The organism is Streptomyces rapamycinicus NRRL 5491 (assembly GCF_024298965.1).
Lineage (GTDB): Bacteria > Actinomycetota > Actinomycetes > Streptomycetales > Streptomycetaceae > Streptomyces > Streptomyces rapamycinicus.
The window spans coordinates 4,148,516-4,163,783 of record NZ_CP085193.1 but is presented as its reverse complement, the minus strand read 5'-3'; the positions used below and the strand labels follow the sequence as shown (position 1 = coordinate 4,163,783).

The 15,268-nt window shown below is 69.8% G+C and carries 17 protein-coding genes; 9 read left to right on the top strand and 8 right to left on the bottom strand.

The genetic code is table 11. The annotated features are described in order from the left end of the window. Positions 1–40: 40 nt before the first annotated feature. From LIV37_RS16825 to LIV37_RS16810, 4 genes are all read right to left on the bottom strand, one after another. Positions 41–1,303 (bottom strand): S8 family peptidase, encoded by a 1,263-nt coding sequence (locus LIV37_RS16825; protein ID WP_121824856.1) that lies wholly within the window; start codon positions 1,301–1,303, stop codon positions 41–43. Between the two features lie 68 nt (positions 1,304–1,371). After that, positions 1,372–2,235, bottom strand: coding sequence for a helix-turn-helix domain-containing protein (locus LIV37_RS16820; protein WP_020868323.1), 864 nt, complete (start codon positions 2,233–2,235; stop codon positions 1,372–1,374). Positions 2,236–2,312: 77 nt separating this feature from the next. Next, a complete protein-coding gene (locus LIV37_RS16815) occupies positions 2,313–3,107 on the bottom strand; it encodes a pectate lyase (RefSeq protein ID WP_020868322.1) in 795 nt (264 codons plus the stop codon). A 27-nt stretch (positions 3,108–3,134) separates the two neighbouring features. Beyond that, complete coding sequence (locus LIV37_RS16810; protein ID WP_020868321.1) at positions 3,135–4,970, bottom strand: rhamnogalacturonan lyase; 1,836 nt, start codon at positions 4,968–4,970, stop codon at positions 3,135–3,137. A gap of 232 nt (positions 4,971–5,202) precedes the next feature. On the opposite strand from LIV37_RS16810, the gene glgP reads away from it, so the two are divergent. Both glgP and LIV37_RS16800 read left to right on the top strand, forming a co-directional pair. Beyond that, complete coding sequence (gene glgP / locus LIV37_RS16805; protein WP_121824857.1) at positions 5,203–7,899, top strand: alpha-glucan family phosphorylase; 2,697 nt, start codon at positions 5,203–5,205, stop codon at positions 7,897–7,899. A 265-nt stretch (positions 7,900–8,164) separates the two neighbouring features. After that, on the top strand, positions 8,165–8,320 hold the full coding sequence (locus tag LIV37_RS16800; RefSeq protein WP_020868319.1) for a hypothetical protein: 156 nt from the start codon (positions 8,165–8,167) through the stop codon (positions 8,318–8,320). On the opposite strand, the gene LIV37_RS16795 is transcribed toward LIV37_RS16800, so the two are convergent. Next, the gene (locus LIV37_RS16795; RefSeq protein ID WP_020868318.1) at positions 8,317–8,646 is read right to left on the bottom strand and encodes a hypothetical protein; all 330 of its coding nucleotides are present in this window, start codon (positions 8,644–8,646) and stop codon (positions 8,317–8,319) included. The two genes, LIV37_RS16800 and LIV37_RS16795, sit on opposite strands and share 4 nt — an antisense overlap. A 198-nt stretch (positions 8,647–8,844) precedes the next feature. Here LIV37_RS16795 and LIV37_RS16790 point away from each other — a divergent pair, with 198 nt between their 5' ends. The 6 genes from LIV37_RS16790 (at position 8,845) to LIV37_RS16765 (ending at position 12,050) form a co-directional block, all read left to right on the top strand. Beyond that, positions 8,845–9,696 carry a helix-turn-helix domain-containing protein gene (locus tag LIV37_RS16790; protein WP_020868317.1) on the top strand — a complete coding sequence of 284 codons (852 nt, stop codon included), beginning with the start codon at positions 8,845–8,847 and terminating at the stop codon, positions 9,694–9,696. A gap of 13 nt (positions 9,697–9,709) precedes the next feature. Further along, positions 9,710–9,910 carry a DUF397 domain-containing protein gene (locus tag LIV37_RS16785; RefSeq protein ID WP_020868316.1) on the top strand — a complete coding sequence of 67 codons (201 nt, stop codon included), beginning with the start codon at positions 9,710–9,712 and terminating at the stop codon, positions 9,908–9,910. Positions 9,911–10,019: 109 nt separating this feature from the next. Continuing rightward, the gene (locus LIV37_RS16780) at positions 10,020–10,286 is read left to right on the top strand and encodes a hypothetical protein (protein WP_078647678.1); all 267 of its coding nucleotides are present in this window, start codon (positions 10,020–10,022) and stop codon (positions 10,284–10,286) included. Beyond that, positions 10,267–10,782, top strand: a complete 516-nt coding sequence (locus LIV37_RS16775) for a DUF6879 family protein (RefSeq protein WP_121824858.1) — start codon at positions 10,267–10,269, stop codon at positions 10,780–10,782. Before LIV37_RS16780 ends, LIV37_RS16775 begins: the two co-directional genes overlap by 20 nt. Before the next feature lie 15 nt (positions 10,783–10,797). Further along, on the top strand, positions 10,798–11,646 hold the full coding sequence (locus tag LIV37_RS16770; RefSeq protein ID WP_121824859.1) for a helix-turn-helix domain-containing protein: 849 nt from the start codon (positions 10,798–10,800) through the stop codon (positions 11,644–11,646). Positions 11,647–11,738: 92 nt separating this feature from the next. Further along, positions 11,739–12,050 carry a hypothetical protein gene (locus LIV37_RS16765; protein ID WP_020868312.1) on the top strand — a complete coding sequence of 104 codons (312 nt, stop codon included), beginning with the start codon at positions 11,739–11,741 and terminating at the stop codon, positions 12,048–12,050. Between the two features lie 726 nt (positions 12,051–12,776). On the opposite strand, the gene LIV37_RS16760 is transcribed toward LIV37_RS16765, so the two are convergent. Together LIV37_RS16760 and LIV37_RS16755 are read right to left on the bottom strand one after the other, a co-directional pair. Continuing rightward, positions 12,777–12,992, bottom strand: coding sequence for a hypothetical protein (locus tag LIV37_RS16760; RefSeq protein WP_020868311.1), 216 nt, complete (start codon positions 12,990–12,992; stop codon positions 12,777–12,779). Next, a complete protein-coding gene (locus LIV37_RS16755; protein WP_020868310.1) occupies positions 12,989–13,306 on the bottom strand; it encodes a hypothetical protein in 318 nt (105 codons plus the stop codon). Before LIV37_RS16755 ends, LIV37_RS16760 begins: the two co-directional genes overlap by 4 nt. Positions 13,307–13,519: 213 nt before the next feature. On the opposite strand from LIV37_RS16755, the gene LIV37_RS16750 reads away from it, so the two are divergent. Next, on the top strand, positions 13,520–13,717 hold the full coding sequence (locus LIV37_RS16750) for a hypothetical protein (RefSeq protein WP_214663535.1): 198 nt from the start codon (positions 13,520–13,522) through the stop codon (positions 13,715–13,717). A 4-nt stretch (positions 13,718–13,721) separates the two neighbouring features. Here the strand turns inward: LIV37_RS16750 and LIV37_RS16745 are convergent, their stop codons facing one another. Then, positions 13,722–15,173 carry an amidase gene (locus LIV37_RS16745; RefSeq protein ID WP_020868308.1) on the bottom strand — a complete coding sequence of 484 codons (1,452 nt, stop codon included), beginning with the start codon at positions 15,171–15,173 and terminating at the stop codon, positions 13,722–13,724. Positions 15,174–15,268: the final 95 nt, after the last annotated feature.

Sequence of the window (15,268 nt, the reverse complement as noted above, 5' to 3'; positions counted from 1 at the left end):
CGTAGGCGGGGCCGTCCACTCGACGCGTTCTGTGGTTACGTCAGTTGGCCACCCGCAGCAGACGGTTCGGCGACCCCGGGCCCGCGCCGCGCACCCGGCCCTTGCTCGCCCCGGCCGTCAGCGCCGCCCCGACCTGGGCCGGAGTCGCGAAGCGATGGCCGGTCAGATACAGCGCGGCGGCACCCGCGACATGCGGGGCCGCCATCGACGTACCAGAGAGCGTCCTGGCCGCCGTATCGCCCGCGTTGGACGCCGAGACGATCCGGTCCCCGGGCGCGAACAGGTCAACTCCCGGGCCCCAGTTGGAGAAACCCGAGCGCCGGTCGGCGCGGTCGGTCGCGCCCACCGTGAGCGCCCCCGGCACCCGGCCCGGCGAGAACGAGGCGGCGGGCCGGTCCTGGTTGCCCGCCGCCACGGTGAAGACCAGACCGGCGGCGATCCCCGCCCGCACCGCCGCGTCCCACTCGGGCAGCGGAGTGGCGGCCGCCGAGCCCAGACTCAGATTGACCACCGCGGGCCGCCTGGCGTGTCGCAGCACCCAGTCCATTCCGGCCAGCACCTGCGCGATGGTGCCCTCGCCCCGGTCGTCCAGCACCCGTACGGCCACGATCGTGGCCTCCTTCGCCACGCCGTAGCGGGTGCCCGCCGCCGTGGCGGCCACATGGGTGCCATGGCCGTTGCCGTCCTCGGCCACCGGATCGTCGTCCACGAAGTCCCAGCCGGAGCGGGCCCGGCCGCCGAAGTCCTCATGGGAGGTGCGGACCCCGGAGTCGATCACGTAGATCGTGGTGCCGCGCCCGCCGCCGCGGGGCGCGGTGTACGCCCCGTCCAGCCGCCGGTCCGGCTGGTCGATCCGGTCCAGACCCCACGGCGGCCGCGCCCGGCCGCGCGGCGGGGCCGGTAACCGCGCCCGGGACCAGCGCAGCGACACCCGCTCGTCCCGGGTCACCGAGGCGATGCGCGGATCGGCTGCCAGCCGCCCGGCCTGTACCGCGTTCGCCCGTACCGCATAGCCGTTGAGCGCGGTGCGGTAGACCCGGCGCACCCGCGCCCCGTACCGCTCGATCAGCGCCCGGCCCGCCCCGGACGCCGCCGCGGGCGCTTCCGGGCCCCGCTTCAGGGCGACGATATAGCCGTGGTCCGCCGCGATACGGCCTTGGGCCCCCGCCCCGCCGGTGGCCTGGACCCCCTGCGCCCCCTGCGCGGGAACGGTCTGAGCGGGCGACAAGACCACCAGGACCACCGCGACGACGGCGGCCGGCACCGCCACCCTCCGCCGGGGGCCCGCAGATGCGCATGCCATGGAACGATCCCCTCCCCAACTCGACGGCGCAAGCCTGACGTGGGAGGAAAGATCCCGACAAGGGCGCATCAGGGGGCGTAAAACGCGACGGCCTCCCTCGGCAGCAGCCGCAGCGCCGCCTCCGACGGCGACCCCGGCTCCGCCCCGTACATCAGCAGGGCCTGGCCCCCCGAGTCCGGCAGCCGGGTCATCTCGAAGTCCAGCTCCAGCCGCCCCACCAGCGGGTGGTGGAAGGACTTGGTGCCGAAGGCGCACCGGCGCACCGGGTGGCGCGACCACAGCGCCGCGAACTCCCCGCTCTTCATGGTCAGTTCGCCGACCAGCTCCGCCAGCCGCCGGTCGTCGGGGTGCGCCCCGGCCACCACCCGCAGCGCGGACACCGCGCGCCGCGCCTCGCCCTTCCAGTCCGGATACAGCTCACGGGTGTGGGGGTCGAGGAACAGCATCCGCTGGGTGTTGGGCCGGTCGTCGGGGTGCTCGGGCCCGTCTGCGGGCAGATGCCCGGCGATCAGGGCGTGCCCCAGCGGGTTCCACGCCAGGACGTCGAAGCGCGGACCGAGGACCACGGCCGGTACGCCGTCCATCGCGGCGATCAGCCGCCGGGTCGCCGGGCGCGCGGACTCGGCGCGCTGCGCGGGGCGGCGCCCGGCGCGCGGCGGACGGGCCAGGTTGCCAAGGTGCGCCCGCTCGTCCGGGCTCAGCCGCAGCGCGCGGGCGATCGCGTCCAGCACCCCGTCCGAGGCGCCGGTGGACTGGCCCTGCTCCAGCCGGGTGTAGTACGCCACGCTCACCCCGGCCAGCTGCGCCAGCTCCTCGCGGCGCAACCCCGGGACCCGGCGCCGGGTCCCGTACGCGACCAGGCCGACGTCCTCGGGGCTCAGCCCGGCGCGGCGGGTGCGCAGAAAGCTCCCCAGTTCGGCAGTCGTGTCCATACCCAACAGTGTCCGGTACGGGCACGCGCCGTGCCTGTCCCTGTGAGGGTCAGGCACGGCGCCGGGTCATCCGGACGTCACTTGTAGGTGATGTCCGACGAGCTGTACTTGCAGTAGGTGCCGTCGGGGCCGCTGCCGTTCTCGGTGGGCTCCTTGCCCGTGTTGTTCCCGATGTACTTCTGGCACGGGACGATCTTCTTGCTGCTGTCCCCGATGATCGTGATACCGCGCAGGGTCAGCGAGTCGCCGTAGTTGGTGTTGATCCCGCCGATGGCCTTGCCCGGTGCGGTGACCTCGGTGTTGCTCACGTTGATGGTGCGCTTGTACTGCGACGAGCAGTTACCGCAGGAGCGGACCAGCTTGCCGAAGTCCTGGACGGCGAAGCCCGAGATGTTGAGCGTGCCGCCGCCGTTGAACTGGAACACCTTGTCGGACGCCTTGCGGGCGCCGCCGCCGATGACGTTGAACGTCTTGCCGGTGCCGCGGAAGGTGGCGGCGTCCTCGCCGACGTCCTCCCACCAGACGTTCTGGAGGGTGCAGCTGCCGGCACAGTGCACGCCGTCGGCTGCCGGGGCGCCGAGGATGACGTTCTTCAGCGTGGCGCCGTCCTTCAGGTCGAACAGCGGGTCCTGGCCCTCGTCCTGGCCGCCGGAGCCCAGGTCGCCGTCGCCGTAGTAGCGCTTCATCCCGCCGTCCATGGTGCCGCTGACCGGGATGCTCTTGGTGACCGCCTGCGGGGTGCCGCTGGGCGTGGGCCAGGTGGCGGCGGAGGCCGTGGGCAGGGTCAGCCCGGTGGTGATCGCGCCCGCGGTGAGGGCGACGGCGCCGAGGGCCCCGGCCATCGCCCGGTACCTGGTGCGTTGTTCAGCCATGTCGGATCTCCTTCTTGGTGGGGGGTTTCACGGGGTGGTGACGGCCGGCCGCGGCGGGGTCGCCATCTTGTTGCCGATGAAGAAGCTGGGGTGCGGGGGCTGGTTGTAGGCCGTGTTCTGCCAGGCCAGCGCCTCGCGGTACTGCCGGTCATGGAGCAGCGTGGTGATCTTCCGGTCGGTCTCGTACGGCGTGGAGTAGATCCGCAGCGCCTTGTTGTCGCTGGTCGGCCAGACCACCTCCTCGCGCCAGTCGCCGAGGATGTCGCCGGACAGCGACGGGGTGGCCTTGGTGCCGTTGTTGGAGTGCACCCCGGAGCCGGTGAGCAGCCGGGTGTCACCCGAGGTGCCGTACTTGTCGATATGGGTGCCGTCCAGCAGCTCGCGCACCGGATCGCCGTCCCACCAGGCCAGGAAGTTGATCGAGGAGGGCTTGCGGCCCTTGGCACCGCCGCCCTCGTCGCGGATCTGGTCGTCCCGCGCGGACCACATCTCGGCGCCGTCGTTGCCCGCCCAGATGTCACCGGCCACGCCGCGCCCGTTGTCACCGCCGGACGCGGTGGACCACAGCACCTGGCCGGTGCGGGCGTCGGCGAAGTACGAGCCCGGTTTTGCGGAGTCCTCGTCCACCTTGAAGTACTCAAGGCCCGCCCGTGAGGGGTCGAGGTCGCCGAGGTGGCCGGCGTCGCCGTGGCCGTTCTTGTTGGTCCACAGCCCCGAGCCGTTGTCGTCCACGGCCATCGAGCCGTAGACGATCTCGTCCCTGCCGTCGCCGTCCACATCGCCGGTGGCCAGCGCGTGGTTGCCCTGGCCGTCGTAGCCCTTGCCGGTGTTGGTGGAGCTGTTGGTGTCGAACGTCCACTGCCGGGTGAGCTGGCCTCCGCTGAACCTCCAGGCGGAGATCACGGTGCGGGTGTAGTAGCCGCGCGCCTCGATCAGCGAGGGGGTGGAGCCGTTGAGATACGCCGTCCCGGCCAGGAAGCGGTCCACGCGGTTGCCGTAGGAGTCGCCCCAGGAGGAGACGGTGCCGCGCGGCGGGACGTAGTCCACCGTGCTCATCGCGGCGCCCGTACGGCCGTTGAACATCGTCAGATATTCGGGTCCGCTGAGCACATAGCCGCTGGAGTTGCGGTAGTCGGCGGACGCGCTGCCGATCGTCTTACCGGCGCCGTCGACCGTGCCGTCCGCGGTCTTCATCGCGATCTCGGCCTGGCCGTCGCCGTCGTAGTCGTACACCTGGAACTGGGTGTAGTGGGCGCCGGAGCGGATGTTGCGGCCCAGGTCGATCCGCCACAGCCGCTGCCCCTGGAGGGTGTAGCCGTCGACGATGGTGTTGCCGGTGACGCCCGACTGGGAGTTGTCCTTGGCGTTGGTCGGCTGCCACTTCAGGACGAAGTCCAGATCGCCGTCGCCGTCGAGGTCGCCCACCGAGGCGTCATTGGCCTCATAGGTGTAGTCCGAGCCGCCCGCCGGGGGTGAGATCGGCACATCGTAGTACCCGGGGCGGAACTGGATCGCGCTCGGCGAGGCGGGCTGCTCCGCCCCGCCCACGATGGCCCGCACGGTGTAGTCGGCGCTGTTCGGGGCGTCCTTGTGCAGGTAGTTGGTGGTGGTGATGGGGGAGGAGTTGACCTTGACGCCGCCCCGGTAGAGGTTGAACGTCACACCGTCCGGATCGGTGGCCAGCCAGCGCCAGCTGACCAGGTTGTCATTGCCGGTGTGCACGCTCACCAGCCCCCGGTCCAGCTTCTCGAGCTGGGCCGCGGCGGCCGCCTTCGGCGCGGACCCCTTGCCCTCGGCGGCCTCCGAGACGCTCACCAGCGAGGTGACGGTCAGCGCGCCCGCCGCGCAGGCGGCCGCCAGCATCCGGACGCGGGGCAGCCCCGTCCGGCCCCTGCGCGGGGTGGATCTGGGCGGATGAGCGGGGGGCGGAGTGTGCGAACTGTCCCGAGAGCGCACGTGGTCCTCCAAGGCATGGGGGGGAAGGTGTGACCCCTAGTCGTCCCGTTGGCCGGAAAGGTTGCCGCCTTCGGGCCCACTTCTCGGGAGCGGGGCGAAACAGCCGAAACGGGGACTCCTCGGCCGCTACCGTCGAAGGGTGAAGGCCATTCGTCGATTCAGCGTGCGCCCCGTCCTTCCGGAGCCCCTGCGACCGCTCAACCGGCTGGCGCGCAATCTGCGCTGGTCCTGGCACCCCGAGACCCGCGAGCTCTTCGAGTCCGTGGACCCCGAGGGCTGGCGGGAGTCGGGCGGCGACCCGGTGCGGCTGCTGGGCGCCGTGCCCCTCTCCCGGCTCGCGGACCTCGCCGAGGACCGCTCCTTCCTGCGCCGTCTCACGGCGGCCGCGGATGATCTGCACGACTATCTGACCGGGCCCCGGTGGTATCAGGGGCGGCTCGCCGCCGAGGACAGAGCCGGGCCGGTCCCCGTCGAGCCCGTAGCTACTGCGTCCCCAGGCCCGCCCGCGCCATCAGGCGCGCCCGTACCCTCTGCCACACCCGCCCCCTCCGGACCGCCCGTCCCCTCCGGGCTGCCCACCGCCATCGCCTACTTCTCGCCGGAGTTCGGGATCACCGCCGCCCTGCCCCAGTACTCCGGCGGCCTCGGCATCCTCGCCGGTGACCACCTCAAGGCCGCCAGCGACCTCGGCGTCCCCCTGGTGGGCGTCGGACTGCTCTACCGCCACGGCTACTTCCGGCAGTCGCTCTCCCGCGACGGCTGGCAGCAGGAGCACTATCCGGTCCTGGACCCCGACGAGCTCCCGCTCACCCAGCTGTGCGAGGCGGACGGCCGGCCCGTCCGGATCCCGCTCACCCTGCCCGGCGGCCGACCGCTCCACGCCCGTGTCTGGCAGGCCCAGGTGGGCAGGGTGCCACTGCTGCTGCTCGACTCCGACGTGGAGGAGAACGGCCACGGCGAGCGCGAGGTGACCGACCGGCTCTACGGCGGCGGCAGCGAGCACCGGCTGCTCCAGGAGATGCTGCTGGGCATCGGCGGCGTCCGCGCCCTGCGCGCGTACTGCGGGCTCACCGGCCACCCCGAACCCGAGGTGTTCCACACCAACGAGGGCCACGCCGGATTCCAGGGCCTGGAGCGCATCCGCGAACTGATCGCCGGCGGCGCCGGCTTCGACGCCGCCCACGAGGCGGTGCGGGCCGGGACCGTCTTCACCACCCACACCCCCGTCCCCGCCGGAATCGACCGCTTCGACCGCGAACTGGTCGCCCGCCACTTCGGCGACGACGCCGAGCTGCCCGGGATCGAGGTCGAGCGGATCCTCGCGCTCGGCATGGAGACCTATCCCGACGGGGAGCCCAACCTCTTCAACATGGCCGTGATGGGGCTGCGGCTGGCCCAGCGCGCCAATGGGGTGTCCACCCTGCACGGCCGCGTCAGCCGGGAGATGTTCGCCGGGCTCTGGCCGGGCTTCGACCCCGAGGAGGTGCCCATCACCTCCGTCACCAACGGGGTGCACGCACCCACCTGGACGGCCCCCGAGATCACCCGGCTCGGCGCCCGCCAGTTCGGCCACCTCGGCGACTCCGAGCTGTGGGAGCTGCGCCGCACCCTGCGCAAGCGGCTGGTCGCCGAGGTCCGGCGGCGGCTGTACGCCTCCTGGCGGCAGCGCGGCGCGGGCTCCGCCGAGCTCGGCTGGATCGACGGGGCGCTCGACCCCGACGTCCTCACCATCGGCTTCGCCCGCCGCGTCCCCTCCTACAAGCGGCTCACCCTCATGCTGCGCGACCAGGACCGGCTGATGGAACTGCTGCTCCACCCCGAGCGGCCGATCCAGATCGTCGTCGCGGGCAAGGCCCACCCGGCCGACGACGGCGGCAAGCGCCTCGTCCAGGAACTCGTCCGCTTCGCCGACGACCCCAGGGTGCGCCACCGCCTGGTCTTCCTGCCCGACTACGGCATGGGCATGGCCCAGAACCTCTACCCCGGCTGCGACGTCTGGCTCAACAACCCGCTGCGCCCGCTGGAGGCGTGCGGCACCAGCGGTATGAAGGCGGCGCTGAACGGCTGCCTCAACCTCTCCGTCCTCGACGGCTGGTGGGACGAGTGGTACGAGCCGGACTTCGGCTGGGCCATCCCCACCGCAGACGGCGACGCCATCGACGAGACCCGCCGCGACGACCTGGAGGCCGCCGCCCTCTACGACCTGCTGGAGCAGCGGGTCGCCCCGCGCTTCTACGACCGCGGCCTGGACGGCCTCCCCGGCCGCTGGATCGCCATGGTCCGCCGCACCCTCACCACCCTCGGCCCCAAGGTGCTCGCGGGCCGCATGGTCCGCGAATACGTCGAGCGCCTCTACGCCCCCGCCGCCCGCTCCCACCGGGCCCTGAACCTCGATGCGGCCGCCGAACTCGCCACCTGGAAGACCCGAATCCGCGCCGCCTGGCCGGACGTCGCCGTCGACCACGTCGAGGCCCACCTCACCCCACCCGCCCCGGGCGGCGCCGCCGAACTCGGCTCGACGCTCTCCCTCCGCGTCCGGGTGCGCCTGGGCGGCCTGGACCCGGCGGACGTCGAAGTCCAGGCCGTGGCGGGCCGCGTGGACGACACCGACCGCATCACCGACGCCACCCACGTCCCCCTCAAACCCACCGCGGGCCCCGACCTCGAAGGCAGCCGCCGCTACGAAGCCCCCCTGGCCCTCAACCGCACCGGCCCCTTCGGCTACACCATCCGCGTCCTCCCCACCCACCCCCTCCTCTCCCACCCCGCCGAACCGGGCCTCATCGCCATCCCCTCGGAGACCGCGTCCGAAGCGGCGGGAGTCCTGATGCGCTGAGCCTCCGGCGGCTAAACTGGTGACGGACCGTCCGGCACGGGGGAAAGTGTCGCCCCATGTCCGACGTCTCGGGGTGCACGAAAAAAGCCGGCCGTCGCCCGCGTGGCGGCCGGAACTGCCGACGGTCCCGGAGAGCGCCGCTCTCCGGCCGTTCGTATTGAGATCTTGGACGTCGGCAGGACCTCAGCTGACCACCGTACGAGGTGGTCGGGCTGAGCCTGCCGGGCCATCGGTTCGACCACCCGACTGAGGGGTGTGAGAACTGGTGGACTGGGACACCGTCACCCTGCTCGTGCTGGCCGCCTTCGGCCTGGCCGGGCTGATACTCACCATGGCAGCCGAGCTCCTGTCCAAAGTCCCCGCCGTCATCGAGGCATGGCGCCGGGTCCGGGCCACCTGGCGCGGCGGCGACGATGGCTAGGCGGCCAGGTCGGGTCCGAGCGAAGCGGCGGTGGCCGGGCCGAGCCACACGAGCTGTGCGGTGACCCCGTCCCGGGAGAACCACGCCTCCACCCGCTCGGGCGAGACGAGGACCAACCGCTGCCCCGGCCTCACCACTTCGGTACGGCCGTTCTCATGGGCCATGCCCCATGCCGCGATCTCCACGTCTGATTCTCCGGTGTCCTCGTACGGGTGGATCCGGGTCACGGCGAAGAGGCGGGGCGCGGTGGCGAGGACGAGTGCGCGGAGTTCTTTGCCGAGGTCGAAGGGGGCGGAGGCGGGTTGGTCGGGGGATACGGTACCCATGCGTGTCTCCTTGCCAGGAGGTGGAGTTGGGCCGGATGCGGGCCAGGCGTGCGGCAGCTGTGGAACTGCCGTCAGAAGGTGGCCTGGATCACAGCGTAGAGCGAAAGGTTGAATTACTTCTACGGTGTATCGAGAAGTCTCTAACCTTGACTTCGTTCCAGTGACCCTTGCATCACCTGTGCGACCGTGGAGGACCGCATGCCGCCAAGGACAACTCCGACCGCACGTCAGCTACGCCTCGGAGTTGAGCTGCGCAAGCTCCGCGAGCGCGCGGGCCTCAACACCCGGGAGGCCGCTGAGCTGATCGGGGCCAACCAGGCCCGCATCAGCAACATCGAGACTGGACGCTTCGGCCTCAGCGAGCGCAGCATCCGCGCCCTGGCCGAGAACTACGCATGCGGCGACGAGGCCCTGATCGCCGCGCTCATCGCCATGACCGGCAAGCGGAAGCGCGGCTGGTGGGAGGAGTACCGGGAGCTGCTGTCTCCCGGGCAGCTCGACCTGGCCGAGTTGGAACACCACGCGGCGGCACTGTTGCTGGCTACTGTGCTCCACATCCCCGGTTTGCTCCAGACCGTCGACCACGCCCGTGCGGTCTTCGCCGAAGGTGTGCCCGCGCTCCCGCCGCCCGATGTAGAAGACCGCGTCTCGCACCGCATCAAGCGACAACGCATCCTCTATGGCGAAAGTCCCACCCCGTGCAAGGCGGTGATCCACGAGGCCGCCCTCCGTATGCCCTTCGGCGGCCCGCGCACGGCCCGTGCGCAGCTTCAGCACTTGATCGACATGAGTGAACGAGAACACATCACTATCCAGGTGATCCCGTTTAGGAACGGGACATTCGCCGGTTCCGGCCAGTCGATCAACTACTTCTCCGGCCCCGTGCCCCAACTCGACACCATCCTGCTCGAACAGGCCCACGGCTCGCTTCTGCTCGACGCCGAAGCTCAGCTGGAGAAGTACCGCATGGTGATCGGCAAAATGGAAGCCATCGCGCTCAAGCAGAACGAGGCTCGCGACTTCATTCACGGCCTCATCCAAGAATTGTGACAAGGAGTGGCATATGAACCCGGCGTCTTGGCGGCAGTCCTCCTACTGTCAGGAGTCAGCCTCCTGTGTGAACGTCGCTGAGGGGGAGCACAACACGATATTGCTCCGCGAGAGCGAGCACCCCGAGGCCATACTCTCAACCACCCGCACGCGCCTGAGAGCCTTCATACTCGCTGCCAAGGCGGGCCGATTTGACCACTTCCCCGAGTCCTGATCGCGCGCCTGCTCGCGCTCCCGCTTCGGCGCCTCTGCGCCCTTGACCGGGCTTTCACGCGAGCGGAGAGTCGTCGTTGTCGGTGAGCGACTCGGCACAGGAGGCGGCCGTGGCACTAAGGTTCTTGGGGATCTACCCGAACACTCCGAACGACGGCTCGCCCACCATTTGGCTGGACGAGGATTCCGGTGATCTAGTCATCCAGTCGTGGAAGGCGGACGACGCAACACTCAGGCAGTGCCAGGAGGTGGGGTCGGTTCCTGGTCACACAACTGACGTGCCCGACCACGAGACGGTGATCCGACTCCCCGCAAACATGCGCCAGTTCATCCCTCAGCCTGATAGCGAGGTCAAAAGTGGCAACGGCGGTACGTGAAGCTCTGGCTTCCGCGCGGCGTTCGGCAGTTCATCTGGAGCTGCGCGACATCTACACGCCTGATGACCCTGATTTCGCCGACTGGCGCGCCGGTGTGCGCTTCGACCCCGTCGAGCGGTGGCGAAGCTGGTTCGACGTGGTGATGGCGACCACGGCCCGAGGCGTTCGGATGAGGCGGGCCCGTATCGTCTCCGAACCCGTCAGTGAATACATCAAGTTCGAGTACGACGTGACTGGGCGCCACAACATCGCGGCCGGCGAGGAGGTCCGGTGGCTGCCCCGAAGGAAGGCGGCAGATCTGGCCCTGCCGGGCGCGGACTGCTGGGTCATCGACAATGAGGTCGTGATCTTCAATCACTTCGATGGCAATGGCAACTGGGACCCTGCGACGAGTATGGACGTGCGGACCGAACCCGCAGTGGCAAAGTTGTGTGGATCGGCGTTCGAGGCCGTCTGGGAGCGTGCCGTACCGCATACGGAGTACCGGCCGCTTTGAGCGAAACCGTTGGCCATGTCCGCGTCTCCTTCGTCCAGCGCACAACAGGCAAGGCAAGCCCTTGGCGCTCGCCTCGGTGAGATCCGCGATGACGCGGGGCTGACGGGGCGAGCGCTCGCCGCTCTCTGTGGTTGGCACCCGTCCAAAGTCAGCAAGATCGAGCATGCCAAGACTTCCCCTTCGCCGGACGACATCCGGTCCTGGGCAGAACATTGCGGTGTGCCGGAACAGACGGCAGATCTGATCGCGTCGCTCCGCACCGCGCAAGGTATGTGGGTTGAGTGGCGCCGTATGGAGCGGGCGGGCCTCCGTCGCGCCCAAGAGGAGCGTCTACCGCTGTATGAGCGCACCTCTCGCTTTCGGGTCTATTCATCCTGGCTGATCCCTGGGCTGATCCAGACTCGCGCATATACGACGGCGGCGCTGTGTGCCATCCGTGAGCGCCGTGGGCTTGTGGATGACGTCGAGGCTGCCGTCGCCATCCGTATGCAACGTCAACGTTTGTTGCATACCGGCGAGCGTCGCTTCGCCTTCCTCATCGAGGAGTCCGTATTGCGCTCTGGTATCGGAGGCTCGGAGACGATGGCAGAGCAACTTGCCCATCTCCTAGCCATCAGTTCGCTGGCCAACGTCAGTGTGGGCGTGGTTCCCATGCGGCCGGATCGGGTTCGCTGGCCGGTCGAGAGTTTCTGGATCTTTGACGTATCCGAGGTCAATGTCGAGCTGGTGTCCGGCTTCCTGACGGTCACCCAGCCAGGCGAGATCGCGATGTATGCCCAGGCTTTCGGTGAGCTGACCGAACATGCGGTCTACGGTGCGGCGGCACGAGCGCTTATCTCCTCGGCGGCTGGCTCGCTCGACTGAGATCCCCGAGCAACTTCGAGCAACCTCGTTGAGCAGGCATTGATTCGCTCCGTAGTGTCTCCGTCACTCACACTCGCGGGGAGCTGCGTGCCATGAAAATCACCGAAGAACACATCGACGCCATGCGCTCCGCACGTCACCGGTCGGCCAGAGCCGAAGCAAGGGCGGTCGCCGAACTGCTGCGACAAGCTCTGGGCCGTCTCGGCTTCACCTCGGATGTGGCCATGGCGCACGACGAAAAGGACGACGCCCTGTTCTGGCCGGTCCTGCGGGGAGAGGTGACGGTCTCGGGTCACCCCATGGTCGCCCTGGGACGTATTCCGCTCGACAGCGCGAATCGGCTCGCGGAAATCCTCATGCGCGCCGCTCTGGAGGAGCAGACCAAGAAGGCCACCACTCGGTGAGCCGTTTTTAAGACCCCCGTCCCGGCTGGACCGGAGCCCTGGCAGGTCGAGCCCAGCGCGGAACGGGTGCATGTGCACGACGGCGTGAGGAGAGTCCCCGCGTCGACAGCGCCGAAGGGAATCATCTCGATGCGCTTACGCGGATTCAAGACCGTCGTCCGACAGGACCCGGAGGACGACGGGCCGACCGAGGGCGGCCAGCAGGGTGGATGTGGTGACGGTGACGGCTGCGGTCGGCAGTAGTCGCGTGATGTAGGCGGGCGGCCCTCACCCCTTGTGGGGGCCGCTCTCACCGAGAGAGCGAGTACATGCACCATCACGGCTACACCTGGCTCGGGTCCGCCCACGAATTACTCAAGGACGGTCCCCGGCGTCCCCTTCACCCGGAGTTCAGATCCAGCAAGGTCGTTCCCCTGGAATGTGCCCACTGGCTGCTCAAGCCGACCTCCTTCGTCCAGGGGACTTGGAGCGATGCACAGCAGGCAGCCGCGTGGTTCGGACAGCAAGTGCGCGCTTCCGCAGTGGCGTTCGCCTCGGAGCGTGAACGGGACGCCATCCGGCTCTCGGAGGCGGTTGCCCGCGCCGGCGAACGAGCGGCGAGCGGTGAGGACGCGGTCGGCGGCTGGTATCTCACGGGACAGAGGTTCCTGTCCGTGTGCCTGATCGCGTGCAGTCCGCACCGTCTGCGCCCCGAGATTCCCTGCCCCGTTGGCACTGCTGAAGGGATCAATCCGGTACCAGGTACTCCCACCGCTTGACGCGTGCACAGCTGTGCAAACCGGCCTTCTTGGCTGCCGCCCCGGCCTCCTCCGCGCTGTCCTTCACGATGTTGGCGGTCATGGCGAGCAGCAGTTCCATGCCGGGCTTGAGGTTCGGAATGGTGCTGTGCATCGTGTACAGCTCTTTCGCGTACGCGTCCAGCTTGCCCAGCCAGGCGTTCAAGGCGGCTCGGTCGGCCGTGGAATCGGGTTGGGGCAGCTCTTTGATGTCCTTCCGCAGTCCCTGACCATAGTGTTCCGCTTGCGGATCTTCGTCAGGTCATCCGAGCCGAGCGTCTTGCCGTAGGCCAGGTCCCCGGTGAATCGGCCGGTGATGGTGTCGCACTTCTTGTCGGCGCTCTCGACCAGCCCGGGAGGCGACGACGAGCAACCGCCCAGGGCGACGACGGTGACCAGCGCGGCCGCACCGGCGGCGCTCGCGTGCCAGGGCGCCCGGGACCGCTGTGGTCGATGGCAATAGGTGCTCTCGTCGCGCATGTCATCCCGTTCCGCCGTGGGCCATGGCGGAACGGGACGCCCCGGCCGCCAGCCGGGATGGTCTCGCGCCTGCTCGGGACCCCTCCCCGGGCCGTGCGCATCGCCAGGGAAGGGGCGAGTTGTCCGGTTGTGTACTGTCCGTCGCTCAATGTGCCTCGTAGGCTCGCGGGTTGGCTGTCCGCCTTTTCAGGAGGTGTCGTGCGAGACCAGAAGATGTACTGCTACACCTGCGGGTCCGATGAGCTGCATCGTCGGCTCACCGCCGACGAGAAGACCTGGCTCAAGAACCGCACGGGCCGGAAGACGGTCGAGGAGTTCTTCATGTGCAAGGCGCCGGACTGCCGCAATCTGCGGACCGGTTTCCAGAAGCGCCCCTTCGACCCCGTCATCCGCCTGCCCTTGCCTGGCTGACCCTTCATGCGGCCGGGTTGGCACCTGCCCAGACGGTGGGGGTGCGGTGGGCCCAGGGGGCGGCCTGTTCCAGTTGGCCGGCGAGGCGGAAGAGGGTGTCCTCCCGGCCGTACCCGGCGGCGAACTGGACTCCGATGGGCAGGCCGGTCGTCGGGTCGGCCGACAGCGGGACGGACATGGCTGGGGTGCCCGCGACGTTGAACACGGCCGTGAAGGGCGACCGGTGGAACAGGTGCGCCAGCCAGCCGTGGCCGTCGGCGCCTTCCGAGCCGTGGCGGTAGGTGCCGATCGGCAGCGGGAGTTCCGGCAGGGTCGGGGTGAGCAGCAGGTCGTGGCCGGTGAAGTACTGGCCGACCGACCGGGCGACGCGGTTGCGGACGTCGAGGGCGTGGACGAAGTCGGCCCCGCTCACCTGGCGTCCCCACGCGTAGCTGGCCAGCATCTCGGGCTCGACGGTGGACTCGTCCACGGGGCGGTCGAAGGCCGCGGCGAATCCGTCGATCCACGTGACCAGGTTGGCGCTCCATAGCCGGGCGTTGGCCAGGACGAACTCCTCCCAATCCACGTCGAGTTCCATGGTGGCGACCTCCACCCGGTGTCCGAGGGACTCCAGGAGCCGGGCGGCCTGCCGGGTCGCCTCGCTGATCGCCGCGTCCACCTCCCGGCCGCCCCAGGGGGTGGTGAGCAGGCCGATGCGGAGGGCGCCGGGAGGCCGGGTGACCTCTTCGGCGTAGGGGCGGCGGGGCGGCTCCGCGAAGTAGGGGTCGCCGGTTTCGGGGCCGCCGATCAAGTCGAGCAGGGTGGCACTGTCGCGCACGGTGCGGCTGATCGCGCCGTGGACGGCCAGGCCGTTGAAGACCTCGTCGGCGTCGGGGCCCATGGAGATCCGTCCGCGGGTGGGCTTGAGTCCGAACAGGCCGGTGCTCGCGGCGGGCACGCGGATGGAGCCCGCGGCATCTGTGGCATGCGCCATGGGAACGATGCCCGCGGCGACGGCGGCGGCGGAACCTCCGGTGGATCCACCGGGGGTGCGCTCGGGGTCCCAGGGGTTGCGGGCGGCTCCGTACAGGACGGGTTCGGTGGTGGTGCTGTACGCGAATTCCGGGGTGGCCGTACGTCCGAGGGTGACCAGGCCCGCGCGACGGAGGCGCCGCATGAGGAAGGAGTCCTCGGCCGCCACGTTCCCGGCGGCGAGGCGGCTGCCCAGCTCGACTCGTTTACCGGCCATGGCCACGGCCAGGTCCTTGATGAGGAAGGGCACTCCGGCCAGCGGTGTGCTGCCGGGGACCGGTTCGTCCTCGGCGGGCCAGTTCTCCACGACGGCGTTGATCCGCGGGTTCACCGCCGCGATGGCGGCCTGGGCCGCCGCCGTCAGCTCCGCGGCGCTGACCTCGCCGCGAGCGACGAGATCGGCCAGTCCCACGGCATCGAATCGGGTGTACTCGGACAGTTCCATGGTGTTTCCGCTCCGTAGTCGCCATCCGGCGATACCGTTGAATCTCTTACGATACCGTCCGGTATCGCATGGGGATGAATGGTACCGTAGCATGG

Excerpts from the sequence above, each read along its gene's own strand:
- LIV37_RS16825 (WP_121824856.1), bottom strand. The coding sequence starts at position 1,303 with ATGGCATGCGCATCTGCGGGCCCCCGGCGGAGGGTGGCGGTGCCGGCC.
- LIV37_RS16820 (WP_020868323.1), bottom strand. The coding sequence starts at position 2,235 with ATGGACACGACTGCCGAACTGGGGAGCTTTCTGCGCACCCGCCGCGCC.
- LIV37_RS16815 (WP_020868322.1), bottom strand. The coding sequence starts at position 3,107 with ATGGCTGAACAACGCACCAGGTACCGGGCGATGGCCGGGGCCCTCGGC.
- LIV37_RS16810 (WP_020868321.1), bottom strand. The coding sequence starts at position 4,970 with ATGCTGGCGGCCGCCTGCGCGGCGGGCGCGCTGACCGTCACCTCGCTG.
- LIV37_RS16795 (WP_020868318.1), bottom strand. The coding sequence starts at position 8,646 with ATGGGTACCGTATCCCCCGACCAACCCGCCTCCGCCCCCTTCGACCTC.
- LIV37_RS16790 (WP_020868317.1), top strand. The coding sequence starts at position 8,845 with ATGCCGCCAAGGACAACTCCGACCGCACGTCAGCTACGCCTCGGAGTT.
- LIV37_RS16785 (WP_020868316.1), top strand. The coding sequence starts at position 9,710 with ATGAACCCGGCGTCTTGGCGGCAGTCCTCCTACTGTCAGGAGTCAGCC.
- LIV37_RS16770 (WP_121824859.1), top strand. The coding sequence starts at position 10,798 with ATGTCCGCGTCTCCTTCGTCCAGCGCACAACAGGCAAGGCAAGCCCTT.
- LIV37_RS16765 (WP_020868312.1), top strand. The coding sequence starts at position 11,739 with ATGAAAATCACCGAAGAACACATCGACGCCATGCGCTCCGCACGTCAC.
- LIV37_RS16755 (WP_020868310.1), bottom strand. The coding sequence starts at position 13,306 with ATGCGCGACGAGAGCACCTATTGCCATCGACCACAGCGGTCCCGGGCG.
- LIV37_RS16750 (WP_214663535.1), top strand. The coding sequence starts at position 13,520 with ATGTACTGCTACACCTGCGGGTCCGATGAGCTGCATCGTCGGCTCACC.
- LIV37_RS16745 (WP_020868308.1), bottom strand. The coding sequence starts at position 15,173 with ATGGAACTGTCCGAGTACACCCGATTCGATGCCGTGGGACTGGCCGAT.